The organism is Paenibacillus sp. J2L1-98 (genome assembly GCF_056269405.1).
In genome coordinates this window covers 140,551-160,951 of sequence record NZ_JBWDNW010000011.1, presented here as the reverse complement: position 1 = coordinate 160,951, position 20,401 = coordinate 140,551, and the positions used below count along the sequence as shown (strand labels likewise).

Sequence of the window (20,401 nt, the reverse complement as noted above, 5' to 3'; positions counted from 1 at the left end):
TACGAGGTGAATGTGATGTACAAATCCATTATTATCGGTACCGGACCGGCAGGACTTACAGCGGCTATTTATTTGGCTCGCGCCAACATGAACCCGCTTATTATTGAAGGTCCTGAACCGGGCGGACAGCTCACGACAACGACAGAAGTTGAGAACTTCCCCGGTTTTCCGGAAGGCATCATGGGCCCTGAGCTCATGGAAAACATGCGTAAACAAGCAGAGCGCTTCGGCGCTAAGTTTATCACCGGTTGGGTGAATAGCGTGGATATGTCAGAGCGTCCATTCAAGCTTCAAGTGGAAGGTCACGGAGAGCTTGTAGGAGAGAGCGTTATTATCTCTACCGGTGCGTCGGCCAAATACCTCGGCATTCCAGGGGAGAAAGAAAATGTTGGACGCGGCGTAAGCACATGCGCAACTTGCGACGGCTTCTTCTTCCGCGGCAAGAAAATCATCGTAGTAGGCGGCGGCGACTCCGCGATGGAAGAGGCTGGCTTCCTCACTCGCTTTGCAACGAACGTTGAGCTCGTTAACCGCCGTGACGAGCTTCGCGCTTCCAAAATTATGCAGGACCGCGCTCGCGAGAATGAGAAAATTAGCTGGAGCCTGAACCGCACGCCTGTTGAAGTCGTTGCAAGCGGAATGGGCGTTACCGGACTTAAAGTTCGCGACAACACAACGGGCGAAGAGGACGTCATTGAAACAGACGGTATCTTCATCGCGATCGGCCATACGCCGAATACGAAATTTCTTGCGGGCCAAATCGATACGGACGAACATGGTTACATTCAAGTGAAACCGGGTACCTCCGAAACGAATATACCGGGCGTATTCGCATGCGGCGATGTTCAAGACAGCAAATACCGTCAAGCGATCACAGCAGCTGGTAGCGGTTGTATGGCTGCGCTGGATTGCGAAAGATTTTTAGAAGGCGCCGTTACACATGATTGGAGCAAATCGGTTTAATCATAGCGAGCAGCAGTATAAGATACAGTAGGAGGGCTATACCAGCAGAGCGATATGCTTGACGGTATAGCCTTTTCATTAGCCGATAGCGCACGATTTCCCTGTATTCCGCTATCTTGACCGGAAGATAAAGGTCGCTTATAGTGTTACAGAGAAGATTAACATATTGATGAGGTGGACTAGTGATGTCTGAAAAGATTTACGTTGGGGTCGATGTCGGTGGAACTGCTATTAAGGTAGGCATTTGCAATGCGGATGGACAATTGCTCCAAACGTATGAAGGGCCGACGGAGTCAAGTAAAGGAACGGACACTATCCTACAAAATATTGCGAAATATGCACAGCAAATCGTAGTTGAATCGGACTACGATTGGGAGCAGGTTGACGGGGTGGGCGTCGGTATTGCCGGATTCCTTGACATTCCGAACGGCATTGTGAAATTTGCGCCGAACTTGGATCTTGAGAATGTCAATTTGAAGGGTTATTTGGAGCAAAAGCTCAACAAGATGGTTAAGGTCAATAATGATGCAAATGTTGCCGCACTAGGCGAAGCTTGGGGCGGAGCGGGTAAAGGCATCGCGCACTGCGTATGCTACACGCTCGGAACAGGCGTAGGCGGCGGCATTATTATAGAGGGTAAAATTGTCGAGGGTTACATGGGAATGGCAGGCGAGTTGGGCCATATGGCAATCGTGCCGGATCTAGAAGCCATTCAATGCGGATGTGGTAAGATGGGCTGCTTGGAAACGGTATCTTCGGCAACGGGCATTATCCGTATGGCAAAGGATGCTGTGGAACGCGGCGATCGTACGTCGCTCTCACAGGTAGAAAACATCATGGCTAAGGACGTTCTTGATGCAGCGAAGGCTGGAGATGAAGTGGCAACTCGCATTGTTAATCGCGCAGCTTATTATTTGGGTAAATCGATGGCGATGATCGCGATCGTGTTGAATCCGCAATATTTCATTATTGGCGGCGGCGTGTCGAAAGCGGGAGATTTCCTGTTCGACCAAATTCGCGAAGTATTCGAGAAGTATACTCAGGATCAAGCGAAAGAAAACGTGAAAATCGTGGCAGCAACGCTCGGCAACAACGCTGGCGTAGTAGGTGCGGCAGGTCTTATTCTAAGAGGTTAAGCTGTTAGGTTAATCCTTACGAAGTAGGTTTGCATTAGCAAACCTTATCGTATCCTGACGAAGTGACTTTGCATCCGCAAAGTCTTTAGGAGGTTTATTCATGGAAAAGGCGGCAACAGTAGCGAAGCTTGTCATTATAACCGGGATGTCTGGCGCGGGCAAGACCATTGCTGTCCAAAGCCTGGAGGATCTCGGTTTCTTCTGTGTAGATAATTTACCACCCGTTCTTATCCCTAAATTTGCGGAATTGATCGAACAGTCGAAAGGTAAAATCGGAAACGTGGCGCTCGTTATCGATTTGCGCGGGCGGGAATTTTTTACGGCGCTGTCCGAATCTTTAGCTTACATCAAAGAGCATTATACGATCAGCTGCGAAATATTATTTTTAGATGCAACCGACTCTGTACTTGTTCAGCGCTATAAGGAAAGCCGACGTCGTCACCCGTTGGCGCCGGAGGGAATGCCGCTTGAGGGTATTCGCAACGAGCGCAGGCTGCTTGAGGATTTAAAGGGCTGGGCATCGCAGGTCATTGATACGAGCATTTTGAAGCCGGCTCATTTGAAGGAACGTATTATTACACACTTCACGAATTTGGAACAGAACAGCCTGTCGGTAAACGTAACCTCCTTCGGCTTTAAATACGGCATTCCGATTGATGCCGATCTTATCTATGACGTTCGCTTTCTGCCTAATCCGCATTATGTGGAGCATTTGCGCCCGAATACCGGTCAAAACCCGGATGTATACGATTACGTAATGAAATGGCCTGAAACACAGCAGTTTCTGACGAAGCTGCTGGATATGCTGCAATTCCTTATTCCTCTTTACCGAAAGGAAGGAAAAAGCCAGGTTGTTATCGGCATTGGCTGTACAGGAGGGAAGCATCGTTCCGTTGCCATTTCTGAATATTTGGGACGCATGCTCGGCAGCAGTGATACGGAACGTGTGCGTGTCAGCCATCGCGATGCCGAACGTGACAAGCATTGACGGGGTGAGAGAATGCAGAGTAGACACAAGATAATGAGACGCCCGAAGATCGTCGTCATTGGCGGCGGTACAGGTCTCTCCGTCATGCTGCGAGGGCTTAAGGAGAAGCCGCTTGATATTACGGCTATCGTTACGGTAGCCGATGATGGCGGCAGCTCGGGTATTTTACGCAACGAGCTTCAGATTCCTCCGCCCGGCGATATTCGCAACGTGCTGATGGCATTAGCCGATGCAGAGCCATTGCTAACCGAGGTGCTTCAGTACCGTTTCAAATCAGTGCCAGGACTTGCAGGGCATAGTCTCGGAAACCTTATGCTTGCGGCGATGACCGATATTTCCGGCGACTTCGTCACCGGCATTCGCGAGCTAAGCCGTGTCCTCGCCGTTCGAGGGCGGGTGCTCCCGGCTGCCGGCCGGGCGATTGTGCTTAAAGCGGAAATGGCCGACGGATCGATTGTCACCGGGGAATCAATGATTCCGAAAGCGGGCAAGGTAATTAAGCGGGTGTTTTTGGAGCCGACCAATGTGGAGCCGCTGCAGGAGGCGGTCGAAGCGATTGAGCAGGCGGACGCCATTTTGATTGGACCCGGCAGCTTATATACAAGCATTATTCCGAATCTGTTAGTTCCGAAGCTTGCGAATGCGATAGTGGATTCGGAAGCGGTAAAGCTGTTTGTTTGTAATGTTATGACGCAGCCTGGAGAGACTGATAACTATTCGGTAGGAGATCATTTGGACGCGATTCATGCTCATATCGGCCATCATTTATTTGATTACGTGATCGTGAACGATGGCGAGATTCCGCCGCAAATCGAAAGCAAATACGCAGAGATGGGTGCGAAAGCGGTTCATCTGGATTTGGACGCGGTGACCCAAAAGGGTTATGAGGTAATTGCGGACCGTCTTGTTTTATTCCGTACTTTTTTGCGGCATGATGCCGAACGTTTAAGCCATCATATATATAAATTAGTTGAGAATTGGATGTTACGAAAGAGGTGATACATAATGTCATTTGCGGCGCAAACGAAGAAGGAGCTAACATTAATTGAAGCGGACGGCTGTTGTGAGAGAGCGGAGCTATCCGCGCTCATACGGATGAATGGTTCGGTTAGCGTATCCAGCCGCAAAGTCGTTTTGGACATCTCAACGGAGAATGCAGCGATTGCCAGAAGAATTTATTCCCTGCTCAAAAAGCATTATGAGGTGCACGTTGAGCTGCTTGTCCGCAAAAAGATGAGACTCAAAAAAAATAATGTCTATATCGTCCGTATCCCGGCGGGGGTACAGGAAATATTGAGCGAGCTTAAAATTGTATCCGAAGGCTTTATGTTCAACCTTGGCATCGACAAGGATATCGTACGAAAGCCCTGCTGCAAACGTTCGTATTTGCGCGGCGCTTTCCTTGCAGGCGGTTCCGTCAACAATCCGGAAGGCTCTTCTTATCATCTGGAAATTTCCTCGATGTATCAAGAGCATTGCGAGGCGCTCGTTGACCTTGCGAACAAATTTGATTTAAACGCCAGATGCATTGAACGGAAAAAGGGTTTTATCTTCTACATCAAAGAGGGCGAGAAAATTATCGAGCTTCTCAATATTATCGGTGCGCATCAAGCTTTGTTCAAGTTTGAGGATGTCCGAATTATGCGCGACATGCGTAATTCAGTAAACCGGATCGTCAATTGCGAAACGGCTAATCTGAATAAAACGATCGGAGCGGCTGTTCGTCAGATCGAGAACATTAAGCTGCTGCAGCGTGAAGTAGGGCTGGATAGTCTGCCTGATAAATTGAAGGAGGTTGCCGAAATTAGGCTGCAGCATCCCGATATGAATCTGACAGAGGTTGGCGAAATGCTGGGAGGCAAGGTCAGTAAATCAGGCGTAAATCACCGTTTGCGCAAAATTGACGAGCTTGCTGAAAAAATCCGCGGTGTGTGAGCTTTCATCCTAGTGCATCAGCTGGTATAATGATATAATAATTCAAGGTGAATTTATTTAAAAAGATAAGAACGTATGAGTCTCACCTTGTACGAGGCTTATCTTTACCCGGAAAACGAGCTTTTGCAGCCAGAAGACGGCAAATAGAGCCGTTAACGCTAGTGCCGCATGCTAATGATTGAGTAAAATATAGGGGGTATGGTTTCCATGACAAGGCTTCCGGTAGTAGTTCGTCTTAAGACGGGACTTCATGCAAGACCTGCAGCATTATTCGTACAAGAAGCGAACAAATTTTCCTCCGAGGTATTTGTAGAGAAAGACGACAAAAAAGTGAATGCTAAATCCATTATGGGTATAATGAGCTTAGCAATCAGTTCTGGCACTGAAGTATCCATAAGTGCAGAGGGTTCGGACGCAGAACAGGCTGTAAACGCTTTAGTCGCTTTGGTAAGCAAAGAAGAGCTGGAAAACCAATAATGCAGAAGGGGAGAAGTCACGCAGGTTCGCATATGAGCTTGCGGCGGCAGCTCTTTTTTTTGTGTGAGAGGCGTATAAGTGTTTGATGATGAGGCAAAAAAAGAGCAGGCCCGGAGTTGTTCTCCGGCCTGCTCTTTTTTACTTTAAGCTTCTATAAGCGTTTATGCCAGCTTCTCAATAACCTTATCGACAAGACCGTATGTTCTCGCTTCTTCCGCGCTCATGAAGTAATCGCGGTCGGTATCTTTCTCGATGCGCTCAAGCGGCTGTCCGCTGCGCTCTGCCAAAATGCCGTTCAGCTTGTCACGCATATTAAGGATGCGTTTCGCGCGAATGGCGATATCGCTCGCTTGACCTTCTGCGCCGCCGAGCGGCTGGTGAATCATTACTTCGCTGTTTGGAAGCGCGTATCGTTTACCTATAGCGCCTGCAGTTAGCAGGAAAGCACCCATGGAAGCGGCCATGCCGACACAAATTGTGGACACGTCCGGTTTAATGTATTGCATCGTATCGTAGATAGCCATGCCTGCCGTGATCGAACCGCCTGGGCTGTTAATATAAAGTGAAATGTCTTTCTCAGGATCGTCTGCAGCCAAGAAGAGCATTTGAGCGATGATGGAGTTGGCCACCACGTCATTTACACCGGATCCTAGAAAAATAATGCGATCTTTCAATAGGCGAGAGTAAATGTCATACGCACGCTCACCCCGATTGTTTTGCTCAATAACCATAGGAACGAAATTCATATCCAACGTAAGCCCCCTCCTCAAAACAATGAATGGTTAAATCGTATTCTCATAATAACGGATGAAAAGTCAAAAGTCAAAGATAGTCAAACGAGTCCGCTAATTGAAATAAAAAAACCGTTCCAGTGTATAGGAACGGTTAGTATGTATCATGATAGGTGTTGCATGCTTATGCAGTTAAAAAGTGTTGTGGCGCGCCCGCAAGGAATCGAACCTAGATCTCAGCCTTCGGAGGGCTGCGTCATATCCATTGGACCACGGGCGCATAAGCTAAACGGCTGAAGCCGTCCTTAATGACAAGGCTAACGTTTTGCGGCGAAATATAAGTCCAGCATATGGTGAAACCTATGCCTTCTTATATTTGAAAATAGTCGCAAAATTTATTATATGTTATTGAAGTTGTGAAAGCAAGAGCAATTCTAAAATTAATTTTGTGAAAAATGTGACGGAAACCGTTTTCAAATGAAAAACGGCTATTGCTACAATTACATATTTCCGATAAAATAAAGGTGGGACTTGAAATGAAGACGCGGGACATAATGAGTCCAGTGTATTTAAACCGAATACGCTGTAGGCCGATGGAGTGAAGGATGAGAGATGCGTCAGATCGTTGAACTGCAGCAGCAGCTTGTGCCGGATCTGCTCGACGTCATGAAGAAACGGTATTCGATTCTGCACCAGGTAATGCTATCGGATTTAATCGGACGTCGAACGTTGGCGGCGGCATTATCGATGACGGAGCGGGTGCTTCGGGCGGAGACCGATTTTCTGAAAACGCAAGGACTGCTCGAGATCCATACAGGGGGCATGCGAATTAGCGATTCAGGCAAGCTTTTATTAGAACAGCTTGAACCTTTCTACAAGACCATGTTCGGACTATCCGAGCTGGAGGAAAGGATACGCAGCCATTACGGACTGTCGCAGGTCATTATTGTAGCAGGCGATTCTGAAATCTCAGCACAGACGAAGCGAGAGCTGGGCCGTGCTGGATGTCAGGTGCTCACTAAGGTCATGCAGCCTAATGACGTTGTGGCGGTTACAGGCGGAACGACAATTGCGCAGCTGTCGAATCAATTGTCCAGTTCCACACAGCTGAAGACGAATTTTTTTGTACCGGCTAGAGGCGGTCTTGGCGAGAGCCTGGATTATCAAGCCAATACGATTGCTTCCATGATGGCGAAGCGCACAGGAGCGCAGTACAGGCTTCTGCACGTACCGGATCATCTAGGCGAGGAAGCGTTCGCGTCCATTATGCAGGAGCCTAACATTCGGGAAGTTGTGGATGTCATTCGCAGTGCCCGCATCGTTGTACACGGAATCGGAGATGCTATCGTAATGGCAAGACGCAGACGGCTGGACAATGAGATCATCGATGCTATGGAAGCTGAAGGTGCGCTTGCAGAGTCGTTCGGGTTTTATTTCGACCGCAAAGGCGCTGTCGTGCACAAAATGCAGACGGTAGGGTTACGACTCGAGGATATTGTTAAAACTGAAGTTGTTATAGGCATAGCCGGCGGCAAGAGCAAAGGCGAGGCTATAGCGGCGATTATGCGCTTCGGACACAATGACGTGCTCATTACCGATGAAGCGGCAGCACTGGAAATTGTAGCCTTAATCGAGCAAGAGAATGATTAGGCAGCAAGCAATGAGGAATCATGATGATTTGCAAGTGGTCTAGCCATGTCCACAGCAAAACATCTTGAATTATATATATTAATCTTTTAAAAACGCTTAGGAGGAAACAAAAATGGTTAAAGTTGGTATTAATGGTTTTGGTCGCATCGGTCGTAACGTATTCCGTGCAGCATTGAACAATCCTGATGTTCAAATCGTGGCAGTAAACGATCTTACAGACACTGCAACACTGGCACATCTTCTGAAATATGACACTACACATGGTCAACTAGACGGTACTGTTGAAGCAAAAGAAGGCGCGCTTATCGTAAACGGACGCGAAATCAAAGTATTCGCAGAGCGCAACCCTGCAGACCTTCCTTGGGGATCCGTTGGCGTAGAAATCGTAGTTGAATCAACTGGTATTTTCACAGCTAAAGAAAAAGCTGAGCTTCACTTGCAAGGCGGCGCTAAAAAAGTTATCATCTCCGCTCCAGCAACGAACGAAGATATTACAGTGGTTATCGGCGTTAACGAAGACAAATACGACCCTGCGGCACATACCATTATTTCCAACGCTTCTTGCACAACAAACTGTCTTGCTCCTTTCGCAAAAGTATTGAACGACAACTTCGGTATCGTAAAAGGTATGATGACAACTACTCACTCCTACACTAACGATCAATCCGTTCTTGACGTTCCTCATAAAGACCTACGCCGTGCTCGTGCTGCTGCGGAAAACATCATTCCTTCGTCTACTGGCGCTGCGAAAGCTGTTTCCCTCGTATTGCCTGAGCTTAAAGGTAAATTGAACGGTATGGCAATGCGTGTTCCTACGCCTAACGTATCCGTAACTGACCTTGTAGCTGAGCTTAAAGTTAACGTAACGGTTGAAGAAGTTAACGCTGCTTTCAAAGCGGCTTCTGAAGGCCCGCTTAAAGGCATCTTGAACTACAACGAATTGCCGCTTGTTTCGAGCGACTACAATAGCGACCCTGCTTCCTCCACAATCGACGGTCTTTCGACTATGGTTGTTGAAGGCAACATGGTTAAAGTTATTTCCTGGTACGACAACGAGTGGGGCTACTCGAACCGCGTAGTTGATCTTGCTGCTTACATTGCAAGCAAAGGTCTGTAAGCAAAGAAGGCGGACGGACTTTGGCCTCTCGCGCATGCGGAGCTAAAGTCCTTGATTTGCGGCTTCTAGGAGTCGTGAATCATGGGGGCGTTTCTTCTTTGAAGGAGCGCCCCTCTTTTTTTTGTAGTCTTATTTTTATACCTTTCCATAACAATTTTCCGGGAGGTTTCATTGATGAATAAGAAAAGTGTACGTGATGTAGCAGAATTAGCTGGTAAACGGGTATTTGTTCGCGTTGATTTCAACGTGCCGCTTGAGAACGGCAAAATTACGGATGACAAACGAATCCGTGAAACGCTTCCTACGATCAACTTCTTGATTGAAAAAGGCGCTAAAGTTATTCTTGCAAGCCACCTTGGCCGTCCGAATGGTCAAGTGGTTGAAGAGCTTCGTCATACGGCTTCCGCAGTGCGTCTGTCCGAGCTGCTCGGCAAGCAGGTAACGAAAGCGAATGAAGCAATCGGCGAAGCGGTTGAAGCGCAAGTTGCGGCACTTAACAACGGAGACGTTCTGCTGCTTGAAAACGTACGTTTCTACGAAGGCGAAGAGAAGAATGATCCGGAACTGGCGAAAGCTTTCGCTAAGCTTGCTGATTTGTTCGTAAACGACGCATTCGGCGCCGCTCACCGCGCTCACGCATCGACTGAAGGCATTGCGCATATCCTTCCGGCTGTATCGGGTCTGCTTATGGAGAGAGAGCTTGAGGTGCTAGGGAAGGCGCTTAACAACCCAGAACGTCCTTTCACAGCAATCGTTGGCGGTTCCAAAGTAAAAGACAAAATCGCGGTTATCGACAAAATGCTTGAAATTGCTGACAATGTTATTATCGGCGGCGGCTTGTCTTATACTTTCTTCAAAGCACAAGGCCATGAAATCGGTAAATCGCTTGTTGATAACAGCAAACTTGATTTGGCGCTTGAGTTCATGGAAAAAGCGAAGAAGCTCGGCAAAAACTTCTTAATCCCTGTTGATGTTGTTGTAACGGACGATTTCAGTGCGAATGCCAACACGCAAATCGTTGACGTTGACAGCATTCCTGCTGATTGGGAAGGTATCGACATCGGACCTAAAACGCGTGAGCTTTATGCTGATGTGATCAAAAATTCCAAGCTGGTCGTATGGAATGGGCCAATGGGCGTATTCGAAATTGAGCCTTTTGCGCATGGTACAATAGCGGTTGCTCAGGCATGTGCTGAAACAACCGGCTACACTGTAATCGGCGGCGGCGATTCGGCTGCAGCAGCTGAGAAATTCGGCCTGGCTGACAAAATGGATTTCATCTCGACAGGCGGCGGAGCTTCCCTAGAGTTTATGGAAGGTAAAATTCTTCCTGGCGTTGTAGCACTTAACGATAAATAATAGCTTTTCCATAAACGAATCAACTGAGGAGGTTTACGCATGAGTACTAGAAAACCGATTATTGCAGGTAACTGGAAAATGTTCAAAACGGTATCCGAGGCTGTAACATTTTTCACCGAAGTTAAAGGCAAGGCTGAGGTTGACGGTGTAGAGAGCGTGATCTGTGCTCCTTTCACGGCGCTTCCGGCGCTTGTAGAAGCAGCAAAGGGCACTACGATCGCAATCGGAGCGCAAAACGTTCACTTTGAAGACAACGGCGCATTTACAGGTGAAATCAGCGGCGTTATGCTGAAGGATCTTGGCGTGAAATACGTCATTATCGGTCATTCCGAACGTCGCGCTTATTTCGCGGAGTCGGACGAGATCGTAAATAAGAAAGTTCACGCTTCGTTTAAAAACGGCTTGCTGCCGATCGTCTGCGTAGGCGAGAAGCTGGAAGAGCGAGAAGCAGGGCAAACGAAGGACGTATGTAAAGTACAAACAGAAGCGGCTTTCCAAGGCGTTTCCGCTGCGCAAGCGGCTGAAGTCGTAATTGCATACGAGCCAATCTGGGCAATCGGAACTGGCAAATCGTCTACTTCCGAGGATGCACAAGACGTGATCGGTTACATCCGCGGCGTTGTTGCAGGACTTTATGATCAAGCGACTGCAGATGCAGTTCGTATCCAATACGGCGGCAGCGTGAAGCCAAATAACGTTGCTGAGTACTTGGGACAAGCCGACATCGACGGCGCACTTGTAGGCGGCGCGAGCCTTGAGCCTGCATCCTACATCGCACTGGTCGAGGGGGCCAAGTAAGATGGCTGCTCCAAAACCTGTAGCGCTGATTATTCTTGACGGCTTCGGTTTGCGCGATGATGTAACGGGCAATGCAGTAGCGCAAGCGAAAAAACCAAATTACGACCGTTACTGGTCGACATATCCTCATACTACGCTGACGGCATCCGGCGAAGCGGTTGGTTTGCCTGAAGGTCAAATGGGCAACTCCGAGGTTGGCCACTTGAACATCGGCGCAGGCCGCATCGTGTATCAAGACTTGACTCGCATCAGCAAATCGATCCGTGACGGCGAGTTTTACGAGAATGAAACGATTCTTGGCGCTGTTCGTCATGTGAAAACAAATAACAAAAAGCTTCATCTGTACGGCTTGCTGTCAGACGGCGGTGTACACAGCCATATTGAGCACTTGTTCGCTTTGCTTGATCTAGCGAAGAAGGAAGAGCTTGAGGAAGTGTACATTCACGCATTCCTGGACGGACGCGACGTGTCTCCGGACAGCGCGAAGGGCTACCTGGAACGTCTGCAAGCGAAAATCGAAGAAGTTGGCGTCGGCCGCATTGCGACGGTACAAGGCCGCTACTATGCGATGGACCGCGACAAACGCTGGGAGCGTACGGAGAAGTCCTACCGCGCTATGGTATACGGCGAAGGTCCTCAATATTTCGATCCGGTTAAAGCGGTAGTTGAATCCTATGAGAAATCGGTTTATGATGAATTCGTTATGCCAACGGTTATTGTAGACGGAGAAAACAAGCCTGTCGGTCTTGTGGAATCCGAGGACGCCGTCATTTTCTTCAATTTCCGTCCTGACCGTGCGATTCAATTGTCGCAAGTGTTTACGAACGAGGACTTCCGCGGCTTTGACCGTGGCGAGAAACAACCGGTTAACCTGTATTTCGTCTGCTTGACGCTATTCAGTGAAACCGTTGGCGGATTCGTTGCGTATTCACCAAAGAACCTTGATAATACGCTTGGCGAAGTGCTCGTGCAAAACAACAAGACGCAACTGCGTACAGCAGAAACAGAAAAATATCCGCACGTAACGTTTTTCTTCAGCGGCGGACGCGATGCAGAGCTTCCGGGTGAAACTCGCGTGCTTATCAACTCCCCTAAGGTCGCAACGTACGATCTGAAGCCGGAAATGAGCGCGTATGAGCTTGCCGAGTCGACTGTGCGCGAGATTGAATCAGACAAGCACGACGCAATCATTCTAAACTTCGCTAACCCTGATATGGTGGGTCACTCCGGTATGCTGGAGCCAACGATCAAAGCGGTTGAAGCTACGGATGAATGCCTTGGTAAAGTAGTGGAAGCTGTACTTGCCAAAGGCGGCGTCTGCATCATCACGGCTGACCACGGTAATGCTGATATGGTATTCGACGAGAATGGCCGTCCGTTTACGGCACATACGACGAACCCGGTACCTCTTATCGTAACGAGAGCAGGAGAGACGCTTCGCGAAGGCGGCATTCTTGCTGATATCGCGCCGACGGTTCTTGATTTGCTTGAGCTGGCTAAACCAGAAGAAATGACTGGCGTTTCACTTATTAACAAATAAAACTTTTAAAGGAGTGTTTTTCTCATGTCAATTATCGTTGATGTATACGCACGCGAAGTGCTGGATTCCCGCGGAAATCCAACTGTAGAAGTAGAAGTTTCTCTTGAGTCCGGCGGCAAAGGCCGTGCAATCGTTCCATCCGGCGCTTCCACTGGCGCTTACGAGGCTGTTGAGCTTCGTGACGGCGACAAATCCCGTTACCTTGGTAAAGGCGTTCTGAAAGCTGTTGAAAATGTTAACACGGAAATCGCTCCTGAAATCATTGGCTTGGATGCTCTTGATCAAGTAGCAATCGACCGTAAAATGATTGAACTTGACGGTACTCCGAACAAAGCTAAGCTTGGCGCTAACGCAATCTTGGCTGTTTCGATGGCAGTAGCTCGCGCAGCAGCTGACGCTCTTGATGTTCCTCTTTACACTTACCTTGGCGGATTCAACGCTAAGACGCTTCCAGTTCCAATGATGAACATCATCAATGGCGGCGAGCACGCTGACAACAACATCGACGTTCAAGAATTCATGGTTCTTCCTGTCGGTGCAGAAAACTTCAAAGAAGCGCTTCGTATCGGCGCTGAAATTTTCCACAACCTGAAAGCTGTATTGCATGACAAAGATCTTAACACAGCTGTAGGCGACGAAGGCGGCTTTGCTCCTAACCTTGGATCCAACGAAGAAGCAATTACAACAATCATCTCCGCTATCGAGCGCGCAGGCTACAAGCCAGGTGTTGACGTATTCCTCGGTATGGACGTTGCTTCGACTGAATTTTTCAAAGACGGCAAATACGTGCTTGCAGGCGAAGGCAAATCGTTCACACCTGCTGAGTTCGTTGACCTGCTTGCATCGTGGGTTGACAAATACCCAATCCTTACAATCGAAGACGGCTGCTCCGAAGATGACTGGGATGGCTGGAAATTGCTCACTGAAAAGCTTGGAAACAAAGTACAACTCGTTGGTGACGATCTGTTCGTAACGAACACTGAGCGTCTGTCCGACGGTATCGATAAAGGCGTAGGTAACTCCATCCTCGTTAAAGTTAACCAAATCGGTACGCTTACTGAAACATTCGATGCGATCGAAATGGCTAAACGCGCTGGTTACACAGCAGTTATCTCCCACCGTTCCGGCGAGAGCGAAGACAGCACAATTGCTGACATCGCAGTAGCTACAAACGCTGGCCAAATCAAAACAGGCGCGCCTTCCCGTACAGACCGCGTTGCTAAATACAACCAATTGCTTCGCATTGAGGACCAGCTTGGTTCGACTGCTCAATACGCAGGCAAAAAAGCATTCTACAACTTGAAAAACGTTTAATAAGACGCGTTAGCGGCTTATTGAGAAGGGTATGCCTCATGGGGCATGCCCTTCTTTTTTTTACATGGATAGTCCGGAGGCGCACGTAAGACATTAAAAGCAGATAAAGCATAAAGCGATTAGGCGGTGTCCAGTTTGACAAAACCGGTAATAGGCATTCAGTTGTACGCGCTGAGAGATCAGACGGAAATCGATTTTCTGGGTACGCTTGAGAAAGTGGCGGAGATCGGCTATAAGGCAGTTGAATTTGCAGGATATTTCAAAACGCCGGCCAATGAGCTGAAAAGCAAGATGGATGAGCTTGGGCTGATCGCGCCCTCCGCCCATGTGCCCCTCAACTATAGCGATTCGAAGCATATGGAATCCGATCTTGCAGGACAGATCGATTATGCGAAGGAGCTTGGCTTAACTTATATCATTTCGCCATGGGCACCGCTTCCGGAGCAGCCGACTATGGACAATGTGAAGCATCTGGTTGATGTGCTTACGAAATGTGGCAATCAGGTGAAGGCTGCGGGCATGCAGTATGGTTATCATAATCATGATTTTGAGTTTAAGCTGGTGGATGAGAAGCCCATTATCGATCTTGTCCTGTCACAGGTTCCGGCTGAGCTTCTGACCATGCAGTTTGATCTGGGCTGGGTGCATATGGCTGGCTTTAAGCCTGCCGATTATTTGAACAAATATAAGGGCCGCGTGCCATTAGTGCATCTCAAGGATTTCCATAAGGGCCGGAAGGATGCGGAGATCGGTAAGGGTGAGGTTGGTTATGACCGGCTGCTGCCCGAGCTTGAGCCTGCTGGCGTAGCGTTCATGATCGTGGAGCAAGAGCAGTTCGTATCGAGTTCGCTTGAGAGCGCCGTTAACAATTATCAATATTTGAAGGAGCAAGGGTTTGCGTAAATGGTCGAATTGCGGGTTGTCCTATTGTAATTAGCGCCCAGCTATGGTAAACTCAATCTACGTGTTTTTACGGAGCTCCTATGCTGGAGGTGGAATAAATGGAAATCTTATTGAAGATCGTGCTCGTTATATTTTCTGTCGGCCTAATTGCTGTCGTATTGCTGCAAAAGGGTAAGAGTGCAGGCTTGTCCGGAGCTATTACGGGCGGCGCTGAGCACCTGTTCGGCAAACAGAAAGCGCGCGGTTTGGATTTGTTCTTACAGCGTTTGACAGTTGTTCTGGCAGTTGGCTTCTTCATATTTGCGCTTGTTGTTTCTTACTTCGTAAAACAATAATCGATACACATGCAGAAAGCGAGGATATTCCTCGCTTTTTTTGTATTTTCAACATATTCGCGGATGCGCGGCATCTATTTCGTGTATACTACATGTTATATGATAATCTATCAACCTGTTGCAGGCGACACTAGAGTATTCGGGCAGGTTTGCGAGGAGAAAAACAATTATGGCCATTAACGAGCAGGATCTGCTTGATTTTATGAGAGAGACGGCTTATAAGCCGATGAATTACCAAGAGCTCGAGAAGCACTTTGGTATTGAAGACGCAGCGGAGTTTAAGGAGTTCCTTAAACTGCTGAATAAGCTGGAGGATGAGGGTAAAATCATTCGAACACCAAATGATCATTACGGTGTACCGGAACGAATGAACCTTTTGCGGGGCAAGCTGCAATCGCATGCGAAGGGCTTTGGCTTCCTGATCCCGGATGAGAAGGATCATGGCGATGTGTATTTGCATGCCAATGACTTGAAGAGCGCGATGAACGGCGATATCATTCTCGTTCGCGTCACTTCGAGAAGCGAGCATGGCGGACGGATGGAGGGCGAGGTTGTCCGGATCGTTGAGCGTGCCGTTACGCAAATCGTCGGAACGTTCGAGGATCATGAGGCGTACGCTTTCGTCGTTCCGGATGATAAACGGATTAACCGGGATATTTTCATACCAAAGGGCGGCTATACAGGAGCTGTATCCGGTCAAAAAGTCGTTGTTAAAATTGTATCCTATCCCGAGGGCCGTTCTGCTGCCGAGGGGGAAATTGTCGAAATTTTAGGACATAAGAACGATCCTGGCGTCGACATTTTGTCGATTATTCGCAAGCATCAGCTGCCGGAGGGCTTTCCTGATGAAGTGATGAGCGAGGCTGAAGCAGCGCCGGATTCCATTACAGACGAAGAAATTATACAACAAGGCAGACGGGACCTGCGCGGCGAAATTATCGTAACGATTGATGGCGAGGATGCAAAGGATCTCGACGATGCGGTGCATGTGAAGTGGCTGGAGAACGGCAACTATTTGCTTGGTGTACATATTGCGGACGTCGGCTACTACGTGAAGGAAAATTCGCAGCTTGACCAGGAAGCATACAGGCGCGGGTGCAGCGTTTATTTGGTTGACCGCGTCATTCCGATGCTGCCGCATCGCTTGTCGAATGGCATTTGCTCCCTTAATCCGCAGGTTGACCGTTTAACGCTCTCTTGTGAGATGGAATTCGATGCGGCTACCTTGAAGCGCGTGCGCCATGATGTGTTTACGAGCGTGATCCGTACAAAAGAGCGTATGACTTATACAAATGTTAAGAAAATTTTGACGGCCACGGACGAAGAGCCGCAAACGGAGCTCAAGGAGCGGTACGCCGGCCTTCTTGATATGTTCGGGCTGATGGAAGAATTGGCAATGCATCTGCGCTCGAAGCGGATGAAGCGCGGCGCTATCGATTTCGACTTCCAGGAATCGAAGGTCATCGTTGATGAGAACGGCAAAGCGGTTGATATTGTGAAACGCGAGCGTTCGGTAGCCGAGCAAATTATCGAAGAATTCATGCTGGTGGCGAATGAGACAGTAGCCGAGCATTTCCATTGGCTGCGCGTTCCGTTTCTTTACCGGATCCATGAGGATCCGAATCAAGAGAAGCTGCTCAATTTCGTGCAGTTTGCAGCGAATTTTGGTTATGTGGTGAAGGGCAAAGGCAATTCGGTTCATCCGAAGGCGTTGCAGACGCTGCTGGAAGAAATTCGCGGCACGAAGGAAGCGACCGTTATTTCGACCGTTATGCTTCGTTCAATGAAGCAGGCCAAATACGATGCGGAGAGCTTAGGGCATTTCGGTCTGGCAGCTGAGTTCTATTCACACTTTACATCACCGATCCGCCGATATCCCGATTTAGTCATTCACCGGATCATTCGCGAGGTGCTGGATGGCGGCGGCCAATTGACGGAAGCCCGCCATGAGGCGTTATCCGCACGGATGCCGGATATTGCGCAGCATTCATCGGAACGCGAGCGGGTGGCGGTTGATGCGGAGCGCGATACGGATCAGCTGAAAAAATGCGAGTTCATGCTCGATAAGGTTGGGGAAGAGTTCGAGGGCATAATTAGCAGCGTTACAAGCTTTGGGATGTTTATCGAATTGGATAATTCGGTCGAGGGCTTAATCCGTTTGAGCGACATGTCGGATGATTACTACAATTTCCACGAGCAGCATATGATTTTGGTCGGCGAGCGTACTTCTAAGGTATATCGGATCGGCGATGAAGTGAAGATTCGCGTAACGCGCGTCAGCATGACGGAGCATACGATCGACTTTGAGCTTGTCGATATGAAGTCGCGCGGCGGTTTTAAAGGAGTACCGGGCGATGGTTTTGGCGGAGGTAAGAAACGCGGCAAGTTAGGTGATGCCCGCGGTGGATTCGGCGATCGCGGCAGAGGCGGCAAAGACGGAAATAGACAAGGCGCAGACAACGGCGGCGGCCGGGGCGGAAGAAACGAGCGAGGTGCCGGCGCGGGCGGCAAGGGCAGGGGCAGCAAAAATAAAGGCGGCGCCGGCCGGGGTGGATTTGGCGGCGGAGGCGCGGATCGCGGCGGCGACAGTATTGGCATTGTCGAACAGGCGAATCCATGGCGGCTCGATGCACCTGATAGCGATCGCGGTCGAAGCAAGCGGCGCGGTCGGGGTGGCGTGAACGGCGGCGGGAATGCGCCGGCGGAGCGCGGGCCGGGGCAAGAGGCGGATTTGTCGCCGGGCCAAGGCAGTGAGCAGCCGCGCGGAAGCGGAAGCGGTGCGCGCACGGATATGTGGGGCCTGCCCATCCGCAGCGGCGGCGGGCCTGGCGGCAATGGCCGCGGTGCAGGCGGGGGGAACCGGCGGAGCGATAGCAGTGGTGGCGCGAAGCGGAAAAATACGTCGCAGAGCGGTGTGTTTAATGGCGGCAGGAGCTCAGATTCTCCTAGCCCCGATGGCAGCGGCGGCGGTCACGGAAAGAGCAAGCGGAAGAAGAAGAGTGGAGGCGGCGGAAACACTACAGCTGCTTTTGTCCGCAAAAAACGCAAATAAAAATAGGGGCGGCGATTTCCGAACTATGGAATAAATGGGAGTCGCCGTGTCCTGGACGATATGGGAAAATATATTTAAGCTCGTCGCTTGCTTTTTAATTCTGGGTATAGTACACTCAAATCAATCGATAATATGAACCTGAATTCACATATTGAAAAGGGTGTCATTATAGTCATGAAACCCTTTCCAATGTGTGAATTTTTTGTTTAAAGACAAACCAGGCGCATATTAATATTATTTTTTTGGAGGTTTTTACACATGCAACAAGGTACAGTTAAATGGTTTAACGCAGAAAAAGGTTTCGGCTTTATCGAAGTTGAGGGCGGCAACGATGTATTCGTACACTTCTCCGCAATCACTGGCGAAGGCTTCAAAACTCTTGAAGAAGGACAACGCGTAGAATTTAACGTTGTTCAAGGCAACCGTGGACCACAAGCAGAAAACGTTGTAAAGCTGTAATAGCTTAAGAACGTTGATAAAACCGCCTTTAACCTTCGGGTTGAGGGCGGTTTTTTTTGTATCCGGGTGAGGAATTTTTATTGGAATAGATCAAGAGAATGACGGGCTTGCCGCACAAGTGCGCCTTCGACAGGAGCAGTTATTCCGCCGTTTCTTACACCGGTTCCAAGATGCACGGCGCGTGCTCCCGTTGCTTGAATGAAAGCAGGCAAGGAGGATACCGTTAATCCGCTGCCAGGCATAATTGTGACAGCATGTCCTTTGCTTAGCTCAATTAGTCGGCTAATTTGGTCTACAGCCTCAAGTACGCTTGGCTTTCCTCCGGAGGTCAGCACCCATTTGATCTGCGGATACCGGGTAAGAGTGGATAAAGCGGCTTCTTGATCAGCAGCTTCATCAAATGCCCGGTGAAAGGTGACCAGACAGTCTCCGGCAGCCTCTAATAGTCTCTCTAAAGAATCTGTATCAATCAAGCCATTAGGCCTCAAAGTGCCTAGTACGAATGCGTGAATTCCTAATAATCGCATTCTTTTTATGTGAGCGGCCATGACGCTAAGATCCGCTTTATCATAAACGAAGGATTTGCTGTGCGGTCTGACCATCGCATGTACGGGAATGATTTTGGAAACGGATGTGTTATCTGATTGTTCGAGCCGTTTAAGCGCATCAAGCACCGAAATCGTATCGGCTTCATGAGGGGTTAGACCACCTTGGTCAAAGGCAGAGATAAGCTCTACGCGGTCAGCTCCGTGCAAGGCGGCTGTAACCGCTTCATCGGCAGTGGTAGCAATGATTTCAAGCAGCATGAGAATTCTCCTTTTTGGCGGTGGCTGTAGAGAGAATCATTCAACCGCAGCCTTGATTTCCGTTCCTAAAGTTGTTACAATGAACACCAGAATGCGTGCAACAACTATTTTAGCTTAAATAAGCCGAGGTGACTAGCATGGGTAAGAAAAGTGACGGCAAGCAGCTCGCCCAGAACAAAAAGGCTTCCCATGACTATTTCATTGAGGAGACGTTCGAAGCAGGCATGGTGCTGCTGGGTACGGAAATTAAATCGCTGCGCAATGGCCGTGCGAACATTAGTGATGCGTTTGCGACTATTCGTAACGGGGAAATGTTCATACACAATATGCACATCAGTCCGTTCGAGCAAGGGAATATGCATAATCCCTCTGATCCAACGCGTGCCCGCAAGCTCTTGATGCATAAGGCTCAGATCAGTAAGCTGTTCGGTTTGTCCAAGCAGGAAGGCTATGCGATCGTGCCATTGAAGATTTATGTACGCAACGGATATGCGAAGCTGTTGATTGGGCTTGGTAAAGGTAAGAAGCAATACGATAAACGGGATACGGCTGCTAAGCGCGATGCTCAGCGCGATATCCAGCGTGCCCTGCGCGAGAAGCAGAAGGTCGCACGTTAATCTGTTGATTTCCATGGAAGATGATAACCAATGCTGCCAATAACAAATATGCACGGAAGCTGTCCTTTCGTGGTATACTAAAACAGTAGCAACGGCAACAAACGAATCAAGTGCATTCGTGCTAGACAATCGGAACAGCTTAACAGATTGATTTTCTCGATCTGACGGAACTGCTCCTTAATCCTAAAGCTTCAATCGAGCTAAACGTTAGTGCCGATTTA

At 48.9% G+C, this 20,401-nt stretch carries 19 protein-coding genes and 1 tRNA gene; 17 read left to right on the top strand and 3 right to left on the bottom strand.

Annotation, left to right across the window (positions count from 1 at the left end; translation table 11 throughout):
- The first annotated feature begins 15 nt into the window (after positions 1 to 15).
- From trxB to AC0YNZ_RS19800, 6 genes are all read left to right on the top strand, one after another.
- Positions 16 to 963 (top strand): thioredoxin-disulfide reductase, encoded by a 948-nt coding sequence (gene trxB, locus AC0YNZ_RS19825; protein ID WP_475828239.1) that lies wholly within the window; start codon positions 16 to 18, stop codon positions 961 to 963.
- Positions 964 to 1,148: 185 nt separating this feature from the next.
- On the top strand, positions 1,149 to 2,099 hold the full coding sequence (locus AC0YNZ_RS19820; protein ID WP_475828238.1) for an ROK family glucokinase: 951 nt from the start codon (positions 1,149 to 1,151) through the stop codon (positions 2,097 to 2,099).
- A gap of 100 nt (positions 2,100 to 2,199) precedes the next feature.
- Positions 2,200 to 3,087, top strand: a complete 888-nt coding sequence (gene rapZ / locus AC0YNZ_RS19815; protein ID WP_110774280.1) for an RNase adapter RapZ — start codon at positions 2,200 to 2,202, stop codon at positions 3,085 to 3,087.
- 33 nt (positions 3,088 to 3,120) lie between these two features.
- On the top strand, positions 3,121 to 4,086 hold the full coding sequence (locus AC0YNZ_RS19810) for a gluconeogenesis factor YvcK family protein (protein ID WP_475828237.1): 966 nt from the start codon (positions 3,121 to 3,123) through the stop codon (positions 4,084 to 4,086).
- 6 nt (positions 4,087 to 4,092) lie between these two features.
- Positions 4,093 to 5,022, top strand: coding sequence for a DNA-binding protein WhiA (gene whiA, locus AC0YNZ_RS19805; RefSeq protein WP_475828236.1), 930 nt, complete (start codon positions 4,093 to 4,095; stop codon positions 5,020 to 5,022).
- A gap of 207 nt (positions 5,023 to 5,229) precedes the next feature.
- Positions 5,230 to 5,499, top strand: coding sequence for an HPr family phosphocarrier protein (locus AC0YNZ_RS19800; RefSeq protein ID WP_028609180.1), 270 nt, complete (start codon positions 5,230 to 5,232; stop codon positions 5,497 to 5,499).
- Positions 5,500 to 5,660: 161 nt separating this feature from the next.
- On the opposite strand, the gene clpP is transcribed toward AC0YNZ_RS19800, so the two are convergent.
- A complete protein-coding gene (clpP, locus tag AC0YNZ_RS19795; RefSeq protein WP_475828258.1) occupies positions 5,661 to 6,245 on the bottom strand; it encodes an ATP-dependent Clp endopeptidase proteolytic subunit ClpP in 585 nt (194 codons plus the stop codon).
- Positions 6,246 to 6,435: 190 nt separating this feature from the next.
- Positions 6,436 to 6,510 (bottom strand) — tRNA-Arg (locus AC0YNZ_RS19790).
- Between the two features lie 332 nt (positions 6,511 to 6,842).
- Here AC0YNZ_RS19790 and AC0YNZ_RS19785 point away from each other — a divergent pair.
- The 10 genes from AC0YNZ_RS19785 to AC0YNZ_RS19740 all read left to right on the top strand — a co-directional run bounded on the left by AC0YNZ_RS19785 (position 6,843) and on the right by AC0YNZ_RS19740 (position 18,757).
- Positions 6,843 to 7,880 carry a sugar-binding transcriptional regulator gene (locus AC0YNZ_RS19785; RefSeq protein WP_475828235.1) on the top strand — a complete coding sequence of 346 codons (1,038 nt, stop codon included), beginning with the start codon at positions 6,843 to 6,845 and terminating at the stop codon, positions 7,878 to 7,880.
- A 112-nt stretch (positions 7,881 to 7,992) separates the two neighbouring features.
- The gene (gap, locus tag AC0YNZ_RS19780) at positions 7,993 to 8,997 is read left to right on the top strand and encodes a type I glyceraldehyde-3-phosphate dehydrogenase (RefSeq protein ID WP_475828234.1); all 1,005 of its coding nucleotides are present in this window, start codon (positions 7,993 to 7,995) and stop codon (positions 8,995 to 8,997) included.
- Between the two features lie 174 nt (positions 8,998 to 9,171).
- Positions 9,172 to 10,356: a phosphoglycerate kinase gene (locus tag AC0YNZ_RS19775; protein WP_475828233.1), complete on the top strand. Its 1,185-nt coding sequence runs from the start codon at positions 9,172 to 9,174 to the stop codon at positions 10,354 to 10,356.
- 39 nt (positions 10,357 to 10,395) lie between these two features.
- On the top strand, positions 10,396 to 11,154 hold the full coding sequence (gene tpiA / locus AC0YNZ_RS19770; RefSeq protein ID WP_110774287.1) for a triose-phosphate isomerase: 759 nt from the start codon (positions 10,396 to 10,398) through the stop codon (positions 11,152 to 11,154).
- 1 nt (position 11,155) lies between these two features.
- Positions 11,156 to 12,694 carry a 2,3-bisphosphoglycerate-independent phosphoglycerate mutase gene (gene gpmI / locus AC0YNZ_RS19765; protein ID WP_475828232.1) on the top strand — a complete coding sequence of 513 codons (1,539 nt, stop codon included), beginning with the start codon at positions 11,156 to 11,158 and terminating at the stop codon, positions 12,692 to 12,694.
- 24 nt (positions 12,695 to 12,718) lie between these two features.
- Positions 12,719 to 14,008: a phosphopyruvate hydratase gene (eno, locus tag AC0YNZ_RS19760; RefSeq protein ID WP_110774289.1), complete on the top strand. Its 1,290-nt coding sequence runs from the start codon at positions 12,719 to 12,721 to the stop codon at positions 14,006 to 14,008.
- Positions 14,009 to 14,143: 135 nt separating this feature from the next.
- A complete protein-coding gene (locus tag AC0YNZ_RS19755) occupies positions 14,144 to 14,911 on the top strand; it encodes a sugar phosphate isomerase/epimerase family protein (RefSeq protein ID WP_475828231.1) in 768 nt (255 codons plus the stop codon).
- 98 nt (positions 14,912 to 15,009) lie between these two features.
- Positions 15,010 to 15,246, top strand: coding sequence for a preprotein translocase subunit SecG (gene secG / locus AC0YNZ_RS19750; protein ID WP_110774291.1), 237 nt, complete (start codon positions 15,010 to 15,012; stop codon positions 15,244 to 15,246).
- A gap of 169 nt (positions 15,247 to 15,415) precedes the next feature.
- Positions 15,416 to 18,298 (top strand): ribonuclease R, encoded by a 2,883-nt coding sequence (rnr, locus tag AC0YNZ_RS19745; protein WP_475828230.1) that lies wholly within the window; start codon positions 15,416 to 15,418, stop codon positions 18,296 to 18,298.
- A 258-nt stretch (positions 18,299 to 18,556) separates the two neighbouring features.
- Entirely contained in the window at positions 18,557 to 18,757 is a 201-nt protein-coding gene (locus tag AC0YNZ_RS19740; protein ID WP_028609190.1) for a cold-shock protein, read from the top strand.
- A 77-nt stretch (positions 18,758 to 18,834) separates the two neighbouring features.
- Here the strand turns inward: AC0YNZ_RS19740 and AC0YNZ_RS19735 are convergent, their stop codons facing one another.
- Positions 18,835 to 19,563, bottom strand: coding sequence for a copper homeostasis protein CutC (locus AC0YNZ_RS19735; protein WP_475828229.1), 729 nt, complete (start codon positions 19,561 to 19,563; stop codon positions 18,835 to 18,837).
- Between the two features lie 137 nt (positions 19,564 to 19,700).
- Between AC0YNZ_RS19735 and smpB the strand changes: the two genes are divergently transcribed.
- The gene (gene smpB / locus AC0YNZ_RS19730) at positions 19,701 to 20,180 is read left to right on the top strand and encodes an SsrA-binding protein SmpB (protein WP_475828228.1); all 480 of its coding nucleotides are present in this window, start codon (positions 19,701 to 19,703) and stop codon (positions 20,178 to 20,180) included.
- Positions 20,181 to 20,401: the final 221 nt, after the last annotated feature.

Bases quoted from the DNA above. Each gene is read 5' to 3' on its own strand.
- trxB (WP_475828239.1), top strand. From the start codon at position 16: ATGTACAAATCCATTATTATCGGTACCGGACCGGCAGGACTTACAGCG.
- AC0YNZ_RS19820 (WP_475828238.1), top strand. From the start codon at position 1,149: ATGTCTGAAAAGATTTACGTTGGGGTCGATGTCGGTGGAACTGCTATT.
- rapZ (WP_110774280.1), top strand. From the start codon at position 2,200: ATGGAAAAGGCGGCAACAGTAGCGAAGCTTGTCATTATAACCGGGATG.
- AC0YNZ_RS19810 (WP_475828237.1), top strand. From the start codon at position 3,121: ATGAGACGCCCGAAGATCGTCGTCATTGGCGGCGGTACAGGTCTCTCC.
- whiA (WP_475828236.1), top strand. From the start codon at position 4,093: ATGTCATTTGCGGCGCAAACGAAGAAGGAGCTAACATTAATTGAAGCG.
- AC0YNZ_RS19800 (WP_028609180.1), top strand. From the start codon at position 5,230: ATGACAAGGCTTCCGGTAGTAGTTCGTCTTAAGACGGGACTTCATGCA.
- clpP (WP_475828258.1), bottom strand. From the start codon at position 6,245: ATGAATTTCGTTCCTATGGTTATTGAGCAAAACAATCGGGGTGAGCGT.
- AC0YNZ_RS19785 (WP_475828235.1), top strand. From the start codon at position 6,843: ATGCGTCAGATCGTTGAACTGCAGCAGCAGCTTGTGCCGGATCTGCTC.
- gap (WP_475828234.1), top strand. From the start codon at position 7,993: ATGGTTAAAGTTGGTATTAATGGTTTTGGTCGCATCGGTCGTAACGTA.
- AC0YNZ_RS19775 (WP_475828233.1), top strand. From the start codon at position 9,172: ATGAATAAGAAAAGTGTACGTGATGTAGCAGAATTAGCTGGTAAACGG.
- tpiA (WP_110774287.1), top strand. From the start codon at position 10,396: ATGAGTACTAGAAAACCGATTATTGCAGGTAACTGGAAAATGTTCAAA.
- gpmI (WP_475828232.1), top strand. From the start codon at position 11,156: ATGGCTGCTCCAAAACCTGTAGCGCTGATTATTCTTGACGGCTTCGGT.
- eno (WP_110774289.1), top strand. From the start codon at position 12,719: ATGTCAATTATCGTTGATGTATACGCACGCGAAGTGCTGGATTCCCGC.
- secG (WP_110774291.1), top strand. From the start codon at position 15,010: ATGGAAATCTTATTGAAGATCGTGCTCGTTATATTTTCTGTCGGCCTA.
- rnr (WP_475828230.1), top strand. From the start codon at position 15,416: ATGGCCATTAACGAGCAGGATCTGCTTGATTTTATGAGAGAGACGGCT.
- AC0YNZ_RS19740 (WP_028609190.1), top strand. From the start codon at position 18,557: ATGCAACAAGGTACAGTTAAATGGTTTAACGCAGAAAAAGGTTTCGGC.
- AC0YNZ_RS19735 (WP_475828229.1), bottom strand. From the start codon at position 19,563: ATGCTGCTTGAAATCATTGCTACCACTGCCGATGAAGCGGTTACAGCC.
- smpB (WP_475828228.1), top strand. From the start codon at position 19,701: ATGGGTAAGAAAAGTGACGGCAAGCAGCTCGCCCAGAACAAAAAGGCT.